The following is a 21,317-nucleotide window of genomic DNA, read 5'->3' on the forward strand; positions in this document are numbered from 1 at the left end:
GCATCCCGCGCCGCTGTGCTGTGTTGCGAAATCTTCATTGTATTGTCACTTGATCCCGGCAACATACTTTGCCAGACTATAAATTGCATTTTTCGCTCAAATTCAAATTCAATAATCAGAAAAACTGATTAAGCCTTTCAATATTACCAATTATCTTTTTGAACCCTGCACGACTATTCTAATCACAAGTCAACGGGGACGGGTTCAACAAACCATAAAGTTCGAACCATGTTTCTGATTAATTCGTAGATACCGTGTCCATTAGTCAACCGGTTGCCCGGTGCGAACGACACACAACAAACTAACTTAATGGAGATTAACCAATGGCAATTATCAACACTGCTATCAAACCTTTTAAAGCAAATGCATTTAAAGACGGTGAATTTGTTGAAGTAAGTAGTGAAGACATCAAGGGTAAATGGGCGGTATTCGTATTCTATCCTGCAGACTTCACTTTTGTTTGCCCGACTGAACTTGGCGACATTGCTGACAAGTACGAAGAGCTGCAAGCCCGTGGCGTAGAAGTATTCTCAGTATCAACTGATACACACTTCACTCACGCTGCATGGCACGCGTCTTCTGAGACCATCGGCAAAATCAAATTTGCAATGATCGGCGACCCTACCGGTGAGATCACACGCAACTTCGATTGTATGCGTGAAAATATGGGTCTGGCTGACCGTGGTACGTTCGTAGTTGACCCTGACGGTATCGTACAGGCAATGGAAATCACTGCTGAAGGTATCGGCCGTGAAGCAGACGACGTAGTACGTAAAGTTAAAGCAGCACAATACGTTGCTTCTCACCCTGGTGAAGTTTGTCCTGCTAAATGGAAAGAAGGTGAAGCGACATTAGCGCCTTCATTAGACCTGGTCGGCAAAATCTAAGGTAACGTTGTTTACCAACTCTTTGTGACGGTGCAGGCAGCTGCCTGCACCTCCTTAACACTAAGCAAAAGGCAGAATTACCGTGTTAACTAAAGAAATTTTACAGGCATTGAAAGGCTACACCGCGTCAATGCAGAAAGAAGTAACATTCGTTGTCCAGACTGGCGAGCACAGCAAGCGTGGCGAATTGGTTGAATTTCTGTCTGGCGTAGCAAGTGTAAGCGACAACATTAAGTTGGAAGAACGTAATACAAATGGCGTTTTACGCAGCGCGACAAGCTTCTTGCTTGAAGCTGACGGTGAAGATACCGGTATTCGTTTCTCCGGCATCCCGGGCGGACACGAGTTTAACTCGTTAATCCTGGCTATCTTACATGCGTCAGGCACGGCGCTGAAAGTAGACGACAATCTGCAAAACATCGTTAAAGGTGTCAACGAGCCGCTGCACTTTGAAGTGTTCATCAGCTTAAGTTGCCATAACTGTCCTGATGTTGTGCAGGCGCTGAATCAGTTTGCATTATTAAACCCTAACATCACATCTGAAATGATTGATGGCGGTGTTTATCCGAAACTGATTGAAGAAAGAGATATTCAGGGTGTACCGAGTGTTTACTTAAACGGCGAATTATTCGCTAACGGCAAGGTAGATGCGTCTACTCTGCTTGATAAACTTTTAGAGCGCGACCCGTCGCTGAAAGAAGCGAACAAGGGTAAGAGCATGCCGCTGCAGGACGTAACCGTGATTGGTGGTGGTCCGGCAGGTGTGAGTGCCGCAATCTACAGTGCACGTAAAGGCTTAAACGTGACCATCGTGGCCGATCGTTTTGGTGGTCAGGTAAAAGATACCATGGGTATCGAAAACTTAATCTCAGTGCCGAAAACCACAGGACCCGAACTGGTGGGCAACCTGATGGAGCACATGAAAGATTATGACATCACGTTGAAAGAGCACGTGAAAGTCGAAAACATTGAACGTGGCGACATTAAAATCGTGGCGTTGTCATCCGGCGAAGAAATTCGTACCCGCTCTATCATTGTGGCCACAGGTGCCCGCTGGAGAGAACTGGGTGTACCGGGTGAGAAAGAAAACGTAGGTAATGGCGTGGCATACTGTCCGCACTGTGATGGTCCTTTCTTTAAAGGAAAAGACGTAGCTGTTATCGGCGGGGGTAACTCAGGCATCGAGGCTGCTCTTGACCTGGCGGGTATCGTGAAGTCTGTCACCGTGTTCGAGTTTATGCCAACGCTGAAAGCCGATGATGTTCTGGTTAAGCAGGCTGAAAAGCGTGACAACATTACCATTCTGCGCAATGTAGCAACGAATCAGATTGTGGCAGAAAATGGCAAAGTAACGGCCATTGAGTACACAAATCGCGAAACGCAGGAAGTGACCACGTTACCGCTGGCAGGTGTGTTTGTCCAGATTGGTCTGGTACCGAACAGTCAGTTCATGCAAGGTGTCGTGGATATGACCAAACACGGTGAAATCATCGTTGATAATAAGTGTGTTACTTCTGAGAAAGGCATTTTTGCAGCCGGCGACGTCACCACCGTGCCGTACAAGCAGATTGTCATCTCAATGGGTGAGGGCGCAAAAGCATCATTGTCTGCCTTTGAATACCTGTTGACTCACGAAGTCCCTGCAAACGAACAGGCAGATGCATAACGCATCGCAATAAAGAACTGACCGGCATCCTGTGATGCCGGTTTTTTTACGTCCGCCGTACTGTGATAGTTATTCCCGCCACGCCCAGTCTGTATGCTGCAAACCCAGCAGGGTAATAAACTGGGAGTAATCGTTTTTGCCCATCGCCATGGCAACGGTTTTAAATACCGACTTTGCCCGTGAAGCTTTTGCCTGAAGCAGTTCAAGGCGTTTCTCAGAGTGGCTGTCGAAGCGGCTGGCGAGGATGTCGTCTATTTTATTTACGGTATGCCAATACGCCAGAACGTTGCTGATAAGCTTCTGGTAAATGCTTACCAGTCTTTTGTCCTTAAATACGTTTTCAAGTCCGGCACTGCTCACTGCCTGTTGAAAAGAGTGTACCGTTTCATGCTCAAGCATGCCTTCCAGTGCTGACAGTTCTCTGAGTAAATCATTCAGGTATTTTTGATGTTCAGCACCGGCGTAAAAACCGCTTTCCTGCATTTCGATATCACTGAGAAGGATATCTATATTCACCAGGTGCCGCTGTGTCGTGGCGATCATTACAACATCAGAATAAAGAAAATAATCAGTGAGCATACACGAATTTCCCGCGTAAAGGGTAGGGAGAGCCTGATAAAACCTCTCTGATCCATAAACAGATCTGCATATTGCTTGACAAAAGCGCTTATTTGATTTAAAAACCGACCAGTTGGTTTGTTTTGGGGGAGTGATGACAGAATCAAAAGCGGATACGTCGCGAAAGCGTATTTTGGATGCTGCCACAGAAATTGCTATTGAACAGGGGCCCAAGGTGCTAACCCTGGACAATGTGGCAAAGCATTGCGGAATGAGCAAAGGTGGTGTTATGCATCACTTTAAAAACAAAGATGCATTACTGGCCGGTATGGTGGAAAGCATGATTGGCATGATGAAAACTGAACTGTGTGAAGTTGAGAAAGCTCATGCTGATGCGTTACCGGTGACAAATTTGTTGCGTACCCGCCAGCGGGCACACGAAAAGCTTGCTGTGCATCAGGCCAAAATTTTGCTGGTCACGGCGGTGGAAAATTCGTCGTTATTGGCACCCATGCTCGAAATGATGCAAAGCAAACGTGAAGAAATTGAACAGCGCGACGCGGTGGATGAAAGCACCCTGTTGTGGCTGGCGGCTGATGGACTAAGCTTTCAGGAGCTGATGGACATCAGTCCGTTCACAGAAGAAGAGCGCATTGCCCTGCGCGGGAAATTAATTAATAAAGCGATTGCCTTAGAGGAAGCACGAAATGAAAATCAGGATTAAATTACCGTCAATTATGGCAATCGCAGCAGCATCTGCGGCTTTTCTGCTCGCAGGATGCAGCGGTGAAGCGCAGGAACAGAAAGCGCCGCCGCCACCGTTGGTTCAGGTTTATGAGGTCGGCGCAGACGATCAAACAGTCGTCAGACACTTTGTTGCCAGAGTGGATGCTCTGAGTACGGTGGATTTATCTTTTCAGGTAGCCGGACGCATAAACCAGCTGGCAGACCGTCAGGGGGTTGTGGTACCGGAAGGTGAATTGCTGGCCGCTCTGGATCCGCAGGATTACGAGCTGGCCCTGAAACAATCTGAAGCCAGTTTCCGCAAGGCAAAGTCTGATTTTGAACGTGGAAAACAGCTGCAGAACGATAATTACATCAGTCAGAGTGAATTCGATGCGCTGGAAACCGCTTATGAAAATGCGGAACTGGCTGTTGAGAATGCCGGTATCAATATTGAATATACCGAACTGCACGCGCCTTTCGATGCGCTGATCACTAACCGTCTGGTTGAAAAGTTCTCGTATGTGCAACCGAATCAGTCTGTGCTGCGGGTTCAAAACATTAATTATCTGCGGGTTCACGTGAATGTGCCCGAGCAGCTCATGCGCTACGCCGTGGAAGAAAACCCGGTGTACCAGGCGTATCTTGAAGATGAAGACGGTAATCTGATTTCAGGTGATGACGGCAAACCGGTAACCTTAAGTTATCTGGAGCATAAAACTGAAATCAATACTTCAACGCAAACTTATCAGGTGACATTTAAATTGCCCCGCCTTGAGCATCTGGACTTGCTGCCGGGTATGGTGCTGACAGCGCGTATTGTCGTGGCAAACCCCATCGGGCCGGTCGGTCTGTGGGTGCCGGTGAGTGCTGTTGATACTTCTGGCAGTGAAGACTTTGCGGTATGGCGGCTGGAAGGGGATAAAGTGGTTTATCACCCGGTGACAGTAGGTCTTATCCGTGATGATAAAGCGCAGGTAACAGCAGGACTGGAGGCCGGTATGCGGCTGGTGGCTGCGGGCACAGACAGCCTGCAGGATGGTATGACAGTACGGGAATTTAACAAGGAGAAGCCTGTACTATGAGAATCGCCACTTATTCAATTAAGAATCCGCTGACAGTATGGCTGCTCATGCTGATCTGCCTGCTTGGCGGTGTCACCGGTGTCGTTGCCATCGGCAAGCTGGAAGATCCGGCTTTCGCGGTGAAAACCGCTATCGTTACTACCACGTATCCCGGCGCCACTGCCGAGGAAGTGGAGCTGGAAATTACCGAACCGCTTGAATCTACTATTCAGCAACTGGCGCAACTGGGTGATATTACCTCCCGTTCTCTGCCCGGTCAGTCTCAAATCACGGTGGAAATCCGTGACGACTTCAACAGTGACAATTTGCAACAGGCCTGGGATGAATTGCGCCGCAAGGTGTCTGCGGCAGCCATGAAATTGCCGTCAGGAGCAAACAGTCCGGTGGTGAATGATGACTTCGGCGATGTATATGGCATGTTTTACGCTGTGGTGGCTGAAGGTTTTTCAGACCGTCAGCGCCAGGAGCTGGCAACACGGTTAAGACGTGAAGTGCTCACTGTGCCGGGCGTAACACAGGCACAACTGGCCGGCGTGCCGGAAGAAACTATTTATGTGGAAGTGACGCAGGAAAAGCTGGCCAGTCTGGGGATTTCTATGTCCAGTATTGCCAGCGTATTTCAGACCGAAAGTGATATTGCCAATGCGGGCAGCATGCGTCTGGGCGAGCGCCGGATCCGGCTGGTTTTGCCTGCCGGTGATGATTCCGAAGAAACCATTAAAGGTTTGAAATTCGGTGTGCCCGGCACCACCGAACAACTGCACATCGGCGACATTGCCCGTGTGTACCGTGTGGAATCTGAATCGCCGTCACAAGTTGTCAGACATAACGGTCACGAAGCATTTACTCTGGCCATTGCCGGTCGCAGTGACCGGAATATTGTAGATATAGGTCACGCGGTCGAAGCGCACCTCGACGAACTGCGTACCCACTTACCTCTTGGCGTGGATATTCTGCCGATTTATGAACAGCATATTGTGGTAGATACAGCTATCAGCGACTTTCTGGTGAACCTGGCGGCTTCTGTTGCCATTGTTGTTGCTGTACTTTTGCTGGTCATGGGCTGGCGCGTCGGCGTTGTGGTTGGCGGTACATTACTGCTTACTGTACTTGGTACCGTGCTTACCATGTGGATATTTGAAATCCAGATGGAGCGGATTTCCCTGGGCGCACTTATTATCGCCATGGGGATGCTGGTGGATAACGCTATTGTTATTGCCGAGTCTATGCTGTTAAGCATGCATAAAGGTCAGGACTCGGTATCCGCTGCCGAAGATGCGGCACAACAAACCCAGTACCCGCTGCTGGCTGCCACCGTCATCGGCATTCTTGCCTTTGCCGGTATCGGACTTTCACAGGATACCACCGGCGACTTCATGTTCTCGCTGTTCGCGGTGATCTGTATATCACTGCTGCTCAGCTGGATTCTGGCTGTTACGGTAACGCCTCTGCTGGGGCACTACCTGTTTACCCAAAAAGAAGCTGGTGAAGATGCCGGTCACTACGACGGCGGTGGTTACCGCTTTTATAAGGGGTTACTGGGTGCAGCGCTGCGCTTTCCCCGCATTACCGTACTTGTGCTGGTTGCCACGACGGCGGTAAGCGTAATGGGTTTTGCGCTGGTGAAACAGTCCTTTTTCCCGCCGTCCAATACGCCCATTTTCTATATTAACTATACCTTGCCTCAGGGCAGCGACATCCGTGCTACTGAAGCTGACATTGCTGATATAGAAGCGCTGGTGAAAGCCCGTGACGAGGTAGTCAACGTGACCAGTTTCATCGGTATGGGCGCCAGCCGGTTTATGCTGACGTATTCACCGGACCTGCCAAATCCGTCATTTGGTCAGTTAATTGTGCGCACGCATAACCGTGAAGAAATACCGCTGGTGATGAACGAATTGCGGGCGCAAATTCGTGAACGGCACCCTCAGGCTGATGTATTTACCCAGCGTTTATTCTTCGGTCCTGCTACCGGTGCGAAAATAGAGGCACGGTTTAAAGGTAATGATTCTGCCGTGCTACGGGAACTGGGAGCAAAAGCTGAAGCATTAATGCGTCAGGAGCCTACCATTACCGATGTGCGTCAGGACTGGCGTCAGCGCGAATTCACCATCTATCCGGTAGTGGATGAGCAGAAAGCGAAAATTGCCGGTCTGTCGCGTACTAATATTGCTGACGCAACGGAATTTGCCACGGTAGGTAAAACCGTAGGTATTTATCGTGAAGACGAACGTCAAATCCCGGTGGTGATCCGCCCGCCTGTATCAGAGCGTCAGAACATGGACTGGCTCAGAGATCGTTTGATATGGAGTGAAGTGCAACAGGACTTTATCCCTATCACACAGGTAATTAAAGAGTTTGATGTGCAGGCACACGACGGCATTATCAAACGCCGTAACCGTGTACGCACGCTGACCGTTCAGGCAGAACCCGCCGGCGATTACACCGCGGAGGAAGCCCGCCGGAACGTGGCAGCCGTGATTGAAAACATGCCTCTGCCGGACGGCTACAGTTTTGAGTGGGGCGGTGAGTTTGAAAGCTCCCGCGACGCGCAAAAAGCGCTGGGACAGCAGTTGCCGCTGAGTTTTCTCAGTATGATTCTGATCACCGTATTGCTGTTTAATGCGGTCAGGCAGGCATTGCTCATCTGGTTTATTGTGCCGATGGCGATTTGCGGTGTTACAGCAGGCCTGGTGTTTACCGGCATGCCATTCAGCTTCACGGCATTACTCGGGTTGTTAAGTCTGTCGGGCATGCTGATTAAAAACGCCATCGTACTGGTGGATGAAACCGATCTGCGCCGGAAAGAGGGCGGAGCACTGAGAGACGCGATTGTCGGTGCCAGCCTCAGTCGTGTAAGACCGGTAGTGCTTGCCGTGTTAACCACTGTTCTCGGTATGATCCCGCTGCTGTGGGATGCATTCTTTGCAAGTATGGCTGTGACTATCATGTCCGGCCTGACCTTTGCCACGTTACTCACGCTGGTGGCGGTACCGGTATTGTATTCGCTGTTTTTCAGTGAGAAGGACATGGGTCACTGATTACGACTTATTTGTGTGTGAGTGTCATATCCCTTCGTACCGGCGCATATTTTGCGCCGGTGCTTTTTCTGCTCCGTTAATCACGGCGTATACTGCGCTGCAGTTTTCGTGACATTAATGATAATGAATATCTTTTACATTTCTTAAGGGTGTTTGTACTATTAGCGTTTAAATGACTAGCGCACAGGACAAGTGCACAAACCTGCCTTCAGGTCAATCCGGACGTTATGACAAATATCATTCTTTCCTGCGGGATCAGTGCCTTATCACTGGTTCTGCTTTATGTAAGCTGGCAGAAGCAACATCGTGTCTGGCTGTGGTTTTCTTTGCTCGCTTTCGCGGGATCTTTTTTCATGTGGAGCAGGGCAACCGGCTGGGAGACAGGTAGTGTGTTCGCCCTTTGTCTGCCTGCTATCGGAGTGTGGCCGTTAATTCTAGCAAACCGGCAAACGCTGCCGTCACCTAAAAATCAGCCGGCACCCAAACCGTTGAGTTTCGTCAGACGGGAGGTGTTGCAGCACGCCGGCCACTATCTGGTGATGCTGATCGTGCTGTTAGTCGTCAGTCTACTGTCCAGTCTCGCTGTCAGTCTGGCGCTGCCCATGAAAGAAACAGGACAACTGGCTATCTGTATTGTGTTGTTGCCGGTTATCTGGGGCCTGCTGGGATATCACTACTTTGCCGTTGCATCAAAACCAAAAGCCCTGGCGCTTTACACAGTAATTGGTGCTCTCAGCGCAGCGTATCTTCTTTTCATTCCGGCATTTCAGGCAGTATCAGTATGAATAAAACAACAAAACAAGCTGCATTAAATGCCCACAGCTGGGTGGGTGTGTTTCTAAGTGTATTGCTTTTTCTTGTGTGCTGGTCCGGTACGCTGGCTGTGTTTCATCAGGAATTTGAACGCTGGGAGCAACCGGGTGTTATGGAACTGGAAACGGTATCAGGAGACGTTATTGATACCGCCATGGCCAATTTCCTTGCTGAACATAAAGAAGAAACTCATCATCTTTTCGTCGTTTTGCCAACCTCGAATATTCCGAGGCTTGTGGTTGAAAACGATCACACCGCCTGGTTTGCCGGTGAATCCGGTGAACTGCTGGAGGAGGAATCCGTGTCCTTCACTAAAATGCTGGTGGATTTGCACCTGTATCTGAATTTGCCGGCAAGCTGGGGCATGATTCTGGTGAGCGCGCTGGGTGCCATTATCGTCACGTTAGTGATTACCGGTATTGTGGCGCATAAACGCATCAAAAAAGATGCCTTCCGTTTACGACAGGGCGGAAACGGCCAGCAGTATCAAATTGATTTACATAACCGTTTCGGGTTGTGGGCATCACCGTTTCATCTGATCATTGGTATCACCGGTGCGTACTTTGGTCTGGCGGGTCTTGTGCTGGTGCTGGTCGCTCAATTATATTATGGCGGTGACCGTGATGCGGTGATGGAAAAGATTTTTACACCGGACCCTGAATTGTCGCAGCCTGTTTCGACTCCGCAAATTGGTAAAGCCGTAGAACAGATGGCCACCATCGCCCCTGATAATCAGCTGATTTTCCTCACCGTGCATGAGGTGAATACACCGGAGCAATTCATCGAAATTTATGCCAGAGTGCCGGGTAAAATGATTTACTCAGAGAATTACCGGTTTGACAGTGCGGGGAATTATCTCGGTACAGCCGGCTATGCAGACGGGCACTGGGGCAAGCAGGTGATTTACGCTATGTACCGTTTACACTTCGGTGATTTTGCCGGTATTCCCTCTAAGCTGTTGTATTTCGTTCTTGGCCTTATGCTTACCGTGTTGTGTATTTCCGGTATGGAAATCTGGTTGGCGAAGAAGGCCAATCCGCCGCTGGCTACACGCTTATGGCATTGTGTGGTATGGGGAAGCGTATCAGCCCTGGCGCTTACTGCGCTGGTTGATATGTTTGCTGCCATTCCGCTCATCCCTGTTTTCTGGATAGTGATGGCCCTCAACCTCACTCTTACGGTGGCGGTTAAGTCGCTGGATAAATCCGCCTGGCTTGGATTGTCGGCGCTGTCGGTGTTAGTGATGCTGTTCGCTTATGTCATCTGTCACGGCGGGGATGCCATGTCATTGCCGGCATTGCAACTGAACATACCTATGCTCGCTTATGTTGGCTGGGCATTACTCAGGTGTAAACAGTTAAGGGCGGGAACGAACTGAAACAGGAGGCTGATGCCTCCTGTTTTTTTATGCTTTTAGCGGGCTCTTTGCTGGCGCTGACCGGGTTTCCCTTTTGCGCCGTTTCTGCCTTTACCAGAGGCATTTTTTTCGCGGAAGCCTTTTGGCGGTAAACCGGTGTGCTTCGTTAAAGCCCGTTCACCCCGTTTGCCTTTTTGCACCTTCTGGCGTTTTTCGTCTGCGGTTTCCGGCGGAACCAGATGCTGAGGGCCACGACCAATCAGATCTTCACGTCCCATTTTCTTCAGTGCTTCACGGATTTGCGCAAAGTTCTTCGGATCATGGTAACGCAGCATAGCCTTGTGCAGACGGCGGTGAATTTCACCTTTTGCTGAGGGTACCTGTTCACTGTCTTTATTGACCTTACGCAGCGAATTCACCCCGGTGTGATACATCGTGGTGGCTGTCGCCATAGGCGACGGATAGAAATTCTGTACCTGATCCAGCTTAAAGCGGTTTTCTTTCAGCCAGATTGCCAGGTTCAGCATATCTTCATCCGTTGTGCCCGGGTGAGAGGCGATAAAATAAGGGATCAGATATTGTTTCTTACCGGCTTCGGCAGAATACTTATCAAATAATTCTTTAAACCGGTAATAACTGCCCATACCGGGTTTCATCATCTTACTGAGTGGCCCTTCCTCGGTATGCTCCGGCGCAATTTTCAGATAACCACCGGTATGGTGAAGTGCCAGTTCTTTCACATATTCAGGGTCTTCAACCGCCAGGTCGTAACGTACGCCAGACGCAATCAGCACCTTTTTGATGCCGGGTAATTCCCGTGCACGGCGATACAAATCGATAGTCGGCTTATGGGCGGTATCCATATGTGCACAGATAGACGGGTACACACAGGATGGACGGCGACAGGTAGCTTCCGCTTTGGCACTTTTACACCGCAGGCGGTACATGTTTGCAGTAGGTCCGCCCAAGTCGGAAATGACACCGGTAAAGCCCGGCACCTTATCGCGGATCTCTTCTATTTCACGAATGATAGAATCTTCAGAACGGCTCTGAATGATGCGGCCTTCGTGTTCTGTAATCGAACAGAAGGTACAACCGCCGTAACAGCCACGCATGATATTAATTGAAAAACGAATCATGTCGTAAGCCGGTATTTTTGCATCACCGTAAACCGGGTGGGGGATACGCTGGTACGACAAATCAAATACCGCGTCCATTTCATCGGTTTCCAGCGGCATGGCCGGCGGATTGATCCAGATGTGACGGTCGCCATGGCGTTGCATTAATGCACGGGCACAACCAGGGTTGACTTCCTGATGCAGAATACGGGAAGTATGGGCATAAAGTGCTTTGTTGTCTTTCACCACTTCATAAGCAGGCAGTTTGACATACACGTGTTCCCAGGGCTTGCGGCGTTCAACCGGCTGGATAACAACCCCTTTCGCTTCCGGTGCTTCAGAGGACGTTGTGTCTTCTTTATCACATTCCGGCAATTCCTGATAAGGCGAGGGGATCGGGTCTATTTTCCCCGGGCGATCCAAAGAAGTGGAGTCGACACCCTGCCATTCCGGCAGTGCCTCTTTTACGATTATCGCTGTACCGCGCACATCACGGATATCTGCAATGTCTTCACCGGAGGCCAGTCTGTGGGTTACCTCAACCAGCGGGCGCTCGGCATTACCGAAAAATAACATGTCAGCTTTACTGTCAAACAGCACGGAACGTCTGACTTTTTCTGACCAGTAATCGTAGTGTGCAATCCGGCGAAGGCTGGCTTCAATGCCGCCAACAATAACCGGTACGCCTTTAAAGGCTTCACGGCAGCGCTGGGAATACACGGTTACCGCACGATCAGGCCGTTTGCCACCCACATTGCCCGGGGTATAGGCATCGTCATGGCGAATTTTCTTATCCGCGGTATAACGGTTGATCATAGAGTCCATATTTCCGGCAGTCACACCGAAATACAGATTGGGTTTCCCCAGTTTCATGAAGTCGTCTTTGCTGGTCCAGTCAGGCTGGGCAATAATACCCACGCGGAAACCATGGGCTTCCAGTACCCGTCCGATCACCGCCATACCAAAACTGGGGTGGTCCACATACGCATCACCGGTGACCAGAATCACATCACAGCTGTCCCAGCCGAGCTCGTCCATCTCTTCCTTTGACATGGGTAAAAATGGCGCAGTACCGTAGCAATGAGCCCAGTACTTCGGATAGGAAAACAGGCCGCGGTCAGCCTTGATGGTAGCTTGCATGACAATAAACCGGAAAGAACGACGTAAAGGCGTAATTATATCAGCTACCCGCGGGGTGACGATAGTTAAATACAAAAAAGCGTGCCCGGTCCGGCACGCTTTTGCCGTGTTTCAACCCCCGGTTGCCACACGGCAGACCACATCGTTGCCTGCAGGCGGCTCAGGCGGTGGTATTAATGCCAATGCTGGAAGTGAGTCTGTCCATCAGAGATGCGGACGCAGAACCCAGTTGTTCATTGCTGGCATAGGTTTGTGTCTGGCTGTTACCCGGCGGTGGTGGTGGCATATCAGTAGCTGCTGACTGTCTGGCAGACTGCTGATCGTGCTTCTGTTGAAAGAAGCTCTCCAGATTGATGCCGTTCTCTTCTGCAAAAGCCTGCATGGTGGCCGGCGCGTTGGCGGCAAGGCTTTGCGCATCAAATTCGCCTGATGTTTCCATGTCCATTATGCTCTGCATAAAGGCTTTTACATCTTCATCACTGCCGGATTCCGCCATGTATTCTGATAATGCATCCTGCTGAGGTGGCGGTGGTGGCGGGCTCTGGTTTTTAATACTATTAACGTTACTGGTGCCGGTCAGTGCGCCGGTTTGCATGGCACTGTTTAGTTGAGAGATTTCCATTAGGTTGCTCCTGTGGTCGATGCCCGAATTGGCATGATGTTAAAATAGCAACCTGTATTCCGGTGTGTGTCAGTATTGTGTAAAGGTGGGTAAAGCGGACGTTGTCCACGAAATCGGATGCTGTGATAGACTGCATTTTTAAAGAAAGCGTTTTCAGGAGACATTGTGGCTTACTGGCTGTTTAAATCAGAACCGGATGCATTTGGTATTGACGAGCTTGCTGCCCGTCCGGATAAAACTGAGCCCTGGGACGGGGTCAGAAACTATCAGGCAAGAAATTTCATGCGCGATGAGGTGAAAGCCGGGGATTTACTGTTTTTCTATCACTCAAGCTGCAAGGACGTTGGCATTGCCGGTGTTGCAGAAATTTCCCGTGATGCCTATCCCGATGCTAGTCAGTTCGATCCCGAAAGCAAATATTACGATCCTAAATCAGACCGCGATAATCCCCGCTGGTTTTGCGTGGATGTGACGTTTAAAGAGAAGTTTGCTTTGGTGCTTCCGCTGGCGACAATCAAAGCCATGCCGGAAATAGAGCAACTGGGTGTGGTTAAAAAAGGGCACCGTTTATCGGTGATGCCCGTTACACCAGATGAATGGGACGCACTGTACGCAAAGGCAAAAGGTTCCCGTAAATAAAACCCTGCGCTGCTAAACCAGGCGCAGAACAAGCCACGACCCGGCGTCAAAAACCGGGCCTGCTTTACGTTAATAGAAACTGATGTCGTCCATTGACATCCATACTGAATCACCGGCTTTACCGTGCTTTCCGGTCTCCAGCATCAACAACTGTGTACTGTCCAGTTTTCCGTCACAAAAGGCACTGAAAGGTAACTGCACCGTTTGCCAGGCCGGTGTGGCTGAGAATGAGGTTTCACATTCGCCGCTGCCCGTGGTCAGGCTGACAAAATATTCTCCCTCACCACGTACTGAAAGCGTGATGCCTTTATAAGCGGAAGTGTCCACCGGTACTACTGCGCCCGGAGTAAAGTGCATCCGTACTGAAGCTTCCGGTTCTTCCTTATTAGACAAAGCAGCCTGCATGAAATAGGCATAGCCACTGCCATCTTCTTTCGGTACCCGCTGAGACAATGACCGGCTATGTCCTACGCCGGTATCCCGGTGATTGATATACACCGTATTTAATGCCGTTCTGCCCGATGAAGACTCAAAATCATCAATCAATGCAGTGGCTTTTACCGCTGGCGGTAAGCCTTCGGGCTGCGGCGTGACAAGAGTGTTGTTACGCGCCTTCAGTTCGCCGTCAATCCAGACCTGCTCAACCTTGCGGGTATCTGAGATGGATTCCCAGGGCATACCGTCAATGATCACAAGATCAGCCCGTTTGCCGGCTTCCAGCGTCCCTCTGTCTTCCAGCAAGTTCAGGGCGGCAGCACTGTTTCTGGTTGCAGCAACCAGTGCCTGCTCCGGCGTCAGTCCTCCGGCAACTAAAAGCTCCATCTCACGGTGAGTGGAACTGCCGTGTGGTGTTTTAGGCATACCGGCGTCAGTCCCTGTTGCTACAGGAATGCCAGCTTCACTGAACAACTTTAAGTTGTACATGGAGTGTTTCTGACGGTTGTCTGCCATGGCCAGTGCTTCTTCGTCGTAGTAAGCCTTTTTCGCTTCTGTGACTTCATATACTGCCAGGCTGGGCGAATAGGTCATGTTAGCTGACAGCATGGCCTGCACCAGTTCTTCATCTGCGTCGCCGTCCTGAACAGCATGTACCAGCACATCCACACCGGCACCGGCAGCTTTTTTCGCCCGGTCAACCGTTACCACGTGAGCCACAACGGGCAGACCCAGAGGGTGAGCAGCGTCAGCCATCCCCTTCATGGTGAGTTCATCCATGCTGGTATTTTCTTCCTTACGGCCGTACCGCCAGCCATCAGCAAATAATTTAATGAGATCAGGCTTGTAGGGCGCCAGCGTTTTCATGGCAACAGCGGCATCTTCCGGAGTGGAAATTTTATACGTGGTGTGGTTATCTGCCCACATTGCGCCATGACCACCCGGTGTGCTCATTCTGGCAGCGAAAGCCACATGCGGGGCACTCAGGTTCGCCAGCCAGGCGCGCTTGGGAGCATAAGACTCCGGCGCAGAATGAAAATCGGTGACCGTGGTAACACCATGAATGACATATTGCTCAGCAATGGCCGGAATGGAAGGTGGTTCACCACCCGGTGTCCAGTGCACGTGGATATCAAAAAAACCGGGTAACATTGCTTTGCCGCTGGCATCTATAACCTCAGCATTTCCCGCGTCGCTGATGGAAGCGGCTATCTGACTGATGCGGCCGTCTTTTACCAGCACATCTGCAACGAAAGGTTTTTTACCTGTGCCGTCGAACAGCGTAGCCTGTTTAAAAAGGGTATCTGCACAGGCAGCGTTGAATAGCGAAAAACAAAGAGAACCGGCCAGAACAAGAGATGAACCAGTTGGGCGTAAACGCATAATAACAATCCGTATTGTATGCTCAAGCGTTGGCAGCGCGTGAAGCGGGTAGGGCGTCCTGACAAATCTGATATTTGCAGATGGCTGCCGGATAACCTACAGGCTAAAGATAAATCGCTAATAAAATGCGTTCTGTGACATATAGGCTATACTTTTGTTGTAGAGATTGTGGTTGCAAAAAGTAGCCGCTGTTTTTTCTCAGGTAGCAGGGAAACACCTTGAATAATCACAGTACACCTATGTCTGCTCAGCCACTACTGAACAATCAGCTGGCTTTCACAGAATTGCTTTCAACTCTGACCTCAAGATTAATCAATGTAACACACGCTGAACTGGATCCTCTGATAGAGCAGAGCCTTGGCGCATACGGTAAATTCCGTGGTGTGCAGCGGTGCTATCTGTTCCGCTTTTCTGCAGACAAAACCACCATGGACAATACCCATGAATGGGTGGCAAGTGGTGTGCAGCCCTATAAGCAGCAATTGCAGGGCGTGGTAACAACAGAACTCCCTTACTTTACCCGCGCTATGTTGTCTGAGCAGCTGTTCAGAATAAATGATGTTAATGATCTGCCGGAAGAAGCCGCCGGTGAAAAGGCGGAGTTTCAGCGTGAAAATATCAGTTCTATTTTGTGTGTTGCCATTCGAATCAACGATGAGCTCACCGGATTTGTCGGGTGCGATGTGGTGGGTTCACCCTATGAGTGGGAGGACAACGACGTACGTTATCTTAAGCTCATCGGCGAAATTCTGAGTAATACACTGGAAAGTCAGGCAAACCGCATCGCCCTCGAGCGGGTAAGTAACGAATTGCTGGCCGCGAATCAAAAGCTGGATGTACTGGCAAATTCAGACGGACTGACCGGTATTGCCAACCGGCGCTTTTTCGACAACAGTTTGCAAAAGGCCATCCGCCGATGTGCCAGAAGCTGCAACACATTGAATCTGGTTATGCTGGATGTGGATTTTTTCAAACAGTACAACGACACATACGGCCATGTGGCCGGTGACGAAGTACTGAAAAATATCAGTGAAGTATTGAGCAGGGTTGCCCGCAGACCGGATGATGTGGCAGCACGGTATGGTGGAGAAGAGTTTGCTGTACTGTTGCCCTGTATTCCCGCTGAAGAAGCGCACAGTATTACGCAAACGTTGCTGGATGAAATTTCTGCGCTGGCAGTACCTTTTCCGGAATCTGCAGTGAGTAACTTTATCACTGTCAGCGCCGGCATTGCGTCTTTGCGTTGCGACAAAAACACCAGGCCGGTAGAGCTTATACTGCTGGCAGACAAGGCCCTTTACCGTGCAAAGCAAAACGGCAGAAAAGGAATTGTCCACGGAGACGTGAATAACACGCCCGGTTGATTCAGATCGGGTTTTAAGAAAAAAGCAGCCCTTACACCTTGATTCCCGACGTTGAAAAGGAATAATACGTCACTCAGTTCATCTTCCGGAGTTTTCTGGTGAAATACCTTCCGCTTTTACCGTTATTTTTATTCGCTGCCCCCTCTTATGCAGCAACCGGCACCACCTTCATAGGCATGATCATCGTTGTGGTTTTTGTCATTATTATGCTGGTCCTTTATTTTCTCGTGGTAACCGAAGCCGGCAGTAAAAACAAAGACAACAATGACAGTGAGCAGGCTGCCCCGGCGGAAGAGAGTGGCAAACAGGAGCGTTGATCCACTGGTCCAGCGTATTTGCACTATTTTGGCTATTTTCTGGTCCGAAAAGTATTCTCAGGTGAAGTTTACTAAGTGAAAAAGCCGTGAATCATGTATTCTTGGCAACTTTATAAAAAGTTGTCAGTTAAAGGTTATTCCCCGTTATGAGTTCAGATCAGGCAAAACGTCTTAATAAATACATCAGTGACACCGGCCACTGTTCCCGGCGTGAAGCAGATAAACTCATCGAACAAAAACGGGTAACCATTAATGATAAGCTCCCGGAGCTGGGCACCAAAGTGGATCCGGGGGATAAAGTCAAAGTCGACGGTAAACTTATAGGTGCGGTGGCTGCGGATAAATCAGACCGGATTTACATCATGTATAACAAACCGGTTGGTATTACCTGTACAACGGAACGTCACGTCAAAGGCAATATCATCGACGCGATAGGCCATAAAGAGCGGATATTCCCCATCGGTCGTCTCGACAAACCTTCCGAAGGCCTGATCCTGCTCACCAGTGACGGCGACATTGTGAATAAAATCCTGCGGGCAGAAAATGCCCACGATAAAGAATATGATGTGACTGTGAATCAGCCCATCAGCGGACGCTTTTTACAAAAAATGTCCCGTGGCGTACCCATCCTCGGCACAGTCACCAAACCCTGCCAGCTGGAATCCCGTGGCCGTGATCGCTTTACCATTATCCTGACTCAGGGGTTAAACCGCCAAATCCGCAGAATGTGCGAATTCCTCGGCTATGAAGTCACCAAACTGAAACGCACCCGCATCATGCACCTGACTTTAGGCAATCTGCGCCCCGGCCAATGGCGTAACCTCACTGAAAAGGAACTGGATTTACTAAATAAAGCTGTGCGGGGTTCTAAGAAGACTGCGCCGGAGAAAGTAGAGAGGTAGAGGATTACCTCGATTCTTTGCTCAGTTTACGCTGAAAAACTCTAAAAAGGCATGCCGCTAATTTAGGGGAGGTTTACACATTTAGTCGCAAGATTTTTATACTCATCTTCTTCATCAAGAAGATGAGTAGCCAATGCCATTAGTCGCAGGTTTTAGATACTGCTTTACCTGCATTAATACCTGCTTCGGTTAGGGTTTTAAGTTGAGATAGGCAGGCTATTTTAGCGTCAACATAGCCATCGGAAGTCGAATTTAGAGCTTTGAGTTTGATATATGCGCTATCAAAGTTAATGATCGCAATTTGATAGTTTAGTTCGTTATTGCTATTAGCGATCTTTTCTTCATTTGAATAATTATCAAACACTTTGTCAGACTTTGTTTTTACGTATTCTTCTATAGTCGGCTGTAATGTCTCAGAGGTGAACGCCAACGCTTTCCAGAATTTATCTACGTCTCCTACTTCTGTAACTGTAGCTTTAATATTAACAAGGTTGCTTTTTGTACGCGCCGTTGTACTAAAATCTCGTAGAAATAACTGTATTGCCTTTGATGCTGCTTGTAGTTCTGCATTTTTGGAGGTTAGTGTTGTTTTAAGTTTTTTACAATCATCAGTATCTTGGGAGGTTTCATCAGAACACGATACTTCATAAATTGTTTGAGCGGTATTATATGCACTTTCTGCATTGTAAAGAGTTGTATTGAGCGCTTTTGCTTTAGATAGTTGTTTAGAAAGTAAGGTATCCGGTGTTAGCGAAGGATAAGCGTTTTGTGTGTAAAAAGATTTGGTTTTATTTAGAAAAAGCTGCTGTGGCTTCAAATCTTTATAGGTAAAAGCCATTTGGTGAGAAGGTGAATCAGCCTTACTCGGTTCTGAAATTTCGATAGTGATGGCAAGATCCATATCTTTGCTAGATTGTTTCGCGCCAAGTCTATGCATATAACTCAGTATAGCTGGCTCCACGATATAGCTAGTTCTATCTTTACTGTTTTTGATCGCGATTTGGAAAAGTAAAGATGGGACGTAATTTATTCCATTTTTGACAAGAAGTGTATTGAGTGCACCGCCATGGTTAAATTTAGAGTCCATTTGAGTTTGCCAATTGGAATTTTTTAATTCGATATTGGATTCTTTTATGACGGTAATACATCCAATATTGAGCAATGAGTTAGCGACTAGCTCTCCATTTTTGCCGCTAGTTTGCATTGTGGTAGTTACAGCGGATGCTGTGGTGTTAGCTGAAAAAGTCTTACCTTCTACGTCTTCAGTTGCTTTGGAAATGGCATATGCGTTAAACGCTTCAAATCCTTTGCTAACGGCTGCTTCTATTAGGGTCGCAGCGAGGAGTGCTATAACCGGGGCGGTTTCTGTACCTACTATTTCTTCTGATAGAGGAGTGACTAAACATTGTTCCCCTGTCAGGACGATAAGTTCAGCAGGTGTTTCTATTTTCTCTATCTCATATGTTCGGCTTGTGTTTCCAGATTCTGATGTGGCTGTGCAAGCCGTTAAGCACAATAGCGTGCACATTTTTACGCTAAGTAACTTGAGTTTTTTCATGGAATTTATCCCTAAATTTCGGTGGCGTTAACAAACATTGGGTTGCTTATTTTGTTTATTGGTATAGCTACGTTAATACGTGTGAATACTTGCTTGTAAGTTGAGTTTAGCTCCCCACACTGGTTGACTAGTGACCTGTCGAGAATGCCCACGTGAATTCCGATTAGCTTATTTTGGTTGTTGTTAAATTGGTAAACTGGTGCGCCGGAGTTGGTGGGCAGTGCTGAGCAATTGTGAAAGACGCATTTATCATTCGCAGCTATGATTGAACACATCGGTTTGTTATATTCTCGAATGGCATTATCGAGTTCATCTTGATCCTGGACTAAAAAACGATTAACTGTAGTAAGTTGTGCTTGTGAAAGCTTAATTGGGGGGTGAGATGAATATTCGGAGATATCGGATGAAGAAGATTCTGATAGATTTAAAATTAGTGCATCAGTGTAGTGCCCTATCTTATTGCCTTGTTTTAAAAACGCTCTGATTGTGTGTCTTGCCTTCATATCTGAAAGGGGCGAGTATTCGAACTGTACTGCAGCAATGAGTTCGTTATCTTCGAAGATGGTATTTCTCGTTATTGCCTCAGGAACGTAGTTATTGATGTAAAAACAATGTCTCGCCGTGATAATGTAGTCTTTAGTTTTAAAACCTGAACATAAATATGTATCTTGTATATAGATCGCGATGGTTGTTGAAAGACGCTCGTTTCGATTGGGGAGACTTTGACCTCCTTGGCAAGCTTTGTCATACGCCAAAGCCTTATGAATTACCTCATCTGGTATTGTATGGCCTCGAACACAATTGCCTGACGGACAACTACCATTAGATGCGAATATTGTCTGAAACGCTTCCCCTTTTCTTCCGCACTCTTCGTTTTCATTATTGTTCTGCGCTTCAAGGTATCTTCTTAATGCATTGATTTCAGCTGATGAAGGGAGTTTTACTAAGTCTTCCAAGGTTTGTCCTATGGGAATAACTCGCTTATTACCTTCGTTACTCAGTAGGGTTTGTAGTTCACTAGTTAATTGTTTTGAGCTGATGTTGGACGAAAAAATTAAATCGTTTTGGAGAAGTAATTTTTCATTACCTTTAAATTCCTCTGACAGAGTTATAATGTTGTGGTTTGGATCGGTTTTTATTTGGATCTCATTACTTGCGATCGTTTCCAAGCAATAAAATAATAATGCTAAAGTAATAATTTTCATTTTTACAGTCCGTTGTACAAATTCCCTTAATTGTGCAAAAAGTGATTATTTTGTCAAGGGGACGATATGGCTTTTATTCGAACTGAGATTGATTTTTTTGAAGCAGTGAAAGGTATAGATGTAATAATTAGTGGGCTAAAAAAAGCAGTTAATAGCGAGGAAAACTAGTATTTATTTTTTACGGATGAAAAATGTAGCAATTTCTTTAAACCTAGATTTATATAAATACAAATTAGCAAATTATCAATGATATAGCTACTCGGAGAGACTTTTGCTCACAAGGTTTTTTAATTTAACGGAATGCCTTTTCAATCTCAAACCAATCCTTAGAAAGGTTACTGAAGGTGTGCTGGTGGACTGACTTATGTTCTTCTTGTTGGCGTTTGCGGTCTTATTGAGGATCTATGGCTTGGGCTAAATAACTGTTCTTAAGTGTAGAGCACCCCATAGGGGAACTCAGTGTGATTTCTGCGATCAGATCAATCGCCAAAAAGAAATTACCGA

At 48.0% G+C, this 21,317-nt stretch carries 17 protein-coding genes; 11 read left to right on the forward strand and 6 right to left on the reverse strand.

The features are described 5' to 3' along the window. Positions 1–323 precede the first annotated feature (323 nt). Positions 324–887 carry an alkyl hydroperoxide reductase subunit C gene (gene ahpC / locus ACXAG2_RS16580; RefSeq protein ID WP_119501027.1) on the forward strand — a complete coding sequence of 188 codons (564 nt, stop codon included), beginning with the start codon at positions 324–326 and terminating at the stop codon, positions 885–887. Between the two features lie 82 nt (positions 888–969). Further along, positions 970–2,553 (forward strand): alkyl hydroperoxide reductase subunit F, encoded by a 1,584-nt coding sequence (gene ahpF / locus ACXAG2_RS16585; RefSeq protein WP_474868772.1) that lies wholly within the window; start codon positions 970–972, stop codon positions 2,551–2,553. Positions 2,554–2,622: 69 nt separating this feature from the next. Here ahpF and ACXAG2_RS16590 read toward each other — a convergent pair whose 3' ends face one another. Next, entirely contained in the window at positions 2,623–3,132 is a 510-nt protein-coding gene (locus tag ACXAG2_RS16590; RefSeq protein WP_119501029.1) for a hypothetical protein, read from the reverse strand. Positions 3,133–3,265: 133 nt separating this feature from the next. On the opposite strand from ACXAG2_RS16590, the gene ACXAG2_RS16595 reads away from it, so the two are divergent. From ACXAG2_RS16595 to ACXAG2_RS16615, 5 genes are all read left to right on the forward strand, one after another. Further along, positions 3,266–3,835 (forward strand): TetR/AcrR family transcriptional regulator, encoded by a 570-nt coding sequence (locus ACXAG2_RS16595; RefSeq protein ID WP_474868774.1) that lies wholly within the window; start codon positions 3,266–3,268, stop codon positions 3,833–3,835. Further along, the gene (locus ACXAG2_RS16600) at positions 3,819–4,919 is read left to right on the forward strand and encodes an efflux RND transporter periplasmic adaptor subunit (protein ID WP_119501031.1); all 1,101 of its coding nucleotides are present in this window, start codon (positions 3,819–3,821) and stop codon (positions 4,917–4,919) included. Before ACXAG2_RS16595 ends, ACXAG2_RS16600 begins: the two co-directional genes overlap by 17 nt. Next, positions 4,916–7,960 (forward strand): efflux RND transporter permease subunit, encoded by a 3,045-nt coding sequence (locus tag ACXAG2_RS16605; protein ID WP_474868776.1) that lies wholly within the window; start codon positions 4,916–4,918, stop codon positions 7,958–7,960. Before ACXAG2_RS16600 ends, ACXAG2_RS16605 begins: the two co-directional genes overlap by 4 nt. 227 nt (positions 7,961–8,187) lie before the next feature. Next, positions 8,188–8,745 (forward strand): hypothetical protein, encoded by a 558-nt coding sequence (locus ACXAG2_RS16610; protein ID WP_474868779.1) that lies wholly within the window; start codon positions 8,188–8,190, stop codon positions 8,743–8,745. Next, positions 8,742–10,151 (forward strand): PepSY-associated TM helix domain-containing protein, encoded by a 1,410-nt coding sequence (locus tag ACXAG2_RS16615; protein ID WP_474868781.1) that lies wholly within the window; start codon positions 8,742–8,744, stop codon positions 10,149–10,151. The genes ACXAG2_RS16610 and ACXAG2_RS16615 overlap by 4 nt, the downstream gene beginning before the upstream one ends. Before the next feature lie 35 nt (positions 10,152–10,186). Here ACXAG2_RS16615 and ACXAG2_RS16620 read toward each other — a convergent pair whose 3' ends face one another. Together ACXAG2_RS16620 and ACXAG2_RS16625 are read right to left on the reverse strand one after the other, a co-directional pair. After that, entirely contained in the window at positions 10,187–12,388 is a 2,202-nt protein-coding gene (locus tag ACXAG2_RS16620; RefSeq protein WP_474868783.1) for a YgiQ family radical SAM protein, read from the reverse strand. A gap of 160 nt (positions 12,389–12,548) precedes the next feature. Beyond that, positions 12,549–13,010: a hypothetical protein gene (locus tag ACXAG2_RS16625; protein ID WP_474845679.1), complete on the reverse strand. Its 462-nt coding sequence runs from the start codon at positions 13,008–13,010 to the stop codon at positions 12,549–12,551. A 165-nt stretch (positions 13,011–13,175) separates the two neighbouring features. On the opposite strand from ACXAG2_RS16625, the gene ACXAG2_RS16630 reads away from it, so the two are divergent. Continuing rightward, the gene (locus tag ACXAG2_RS16630) at positions 13,176–13,649 is read left to right on the forward strand and encodes an EVE domain-containing protein (RefSeq protein WP_474868786.1); all 474 of its coding nucleotides are present in this window, start codon (positions 13,176–13,178) and stop codon (positions 13,647–13,649) included. 69 nt (positions 13,650–13,718) lie between these two features. Here ACXAG2_RS16630 and ACXAG2_RS16635 read toward each other — a convergent pair whose 3' ends face one another. After that, the gene (locus ACXAG2_RS16635) at positions 13,719–15,467 is read right to left on the reverse strand and encodes an amidohydrolase family protein (protein ID WP_474868789.1); all 1,749 of its coding nucleotides are present in this window, start codon (positions 15,465–15,467) and stop codon (positions 13,719–13,721) included. A 218-nt stretch (positions 15,468–15,685) separates the two neighbouring features. Here ACXAG2_RS16635 and ACXAG2_RS16640 point away from each other — a divergent pair, with 218 nt between their 5' ends. The 3 genes from ACXAG2_RS16640 (at position 15,686) to rluF (ending at position 18,050) form a co-directional block, all read left to right on the forward strand. Further along, complete coding sequence (locus ACXAG2_RS16640; protein ID WP_474868792.1) at positions 15,686–16,831, forward strand: sensor domain-containing diguanylate cyclase; 1,146 nt, start codon at positions 15,686–15,688, stop codon at positions 16,829–16,831. 98 nt (positions 16,832–16,929) lie between these two features. Further along, the gene (locus tag ACXAG2_RS16645; protein ID WP_474868795.1) at positions 16,930–17,148 is read left to right on the forward strand and encodes a hypothetical protein; all 219 of its coding nucleotides are present in this window, start codon (positions 16,930–16,932) and stop codon (positions 17,146–17,148) included. A 146-nt stretch (positions 17,149–17,294) separates the two neighbouring features. After that, positions 17,295–18,050, forward strand: a complete 756-nt coding sequence (rluF, locus tag ACXAG2_RS16650; RefSeq protein ID WP_474868797.1) for a 23S rRNA pseudouridine(2604) synthase RluF — start codon at positions 17,295–17,297, stop codon at positions 18,048–18,050. A 139-nt stretch (positions 18,051–18,189) separates the two neighbouring features. Here rluF and ACXAG2_RS16655 read toward each other — a convergent pair whose 3' ends face one another. Next, positions 18,190–19,608 (reverse strand): hypothetical protein, encoded by a 1,419-nt coding sequence (locus ACXAG2_RS16655; protein ID WP_474868799.1) that lies wholly within the window; start codon positions 19,606–19,608, stop codon positions 18,190–18,192. 11 nt (positions 19,609–19,619) lie between these two features. Continuing rightward, complete coding sequence (locus ACXAG2_RS16660; RefSeq protein WP_474868801.1) at positions 19,620–20,813, reverse strand: hypothetical protein; 1,194 nt, start codon at positions 20,811–20,813, stop codon at positions 19,620–19,622. Positions 20,814–21,317 lie beyond the last annotated feature (504 nt).

The sequence above is a fragment of the Alteromonas sp. ABH4_456 genome, assembly GCF_056160645.1.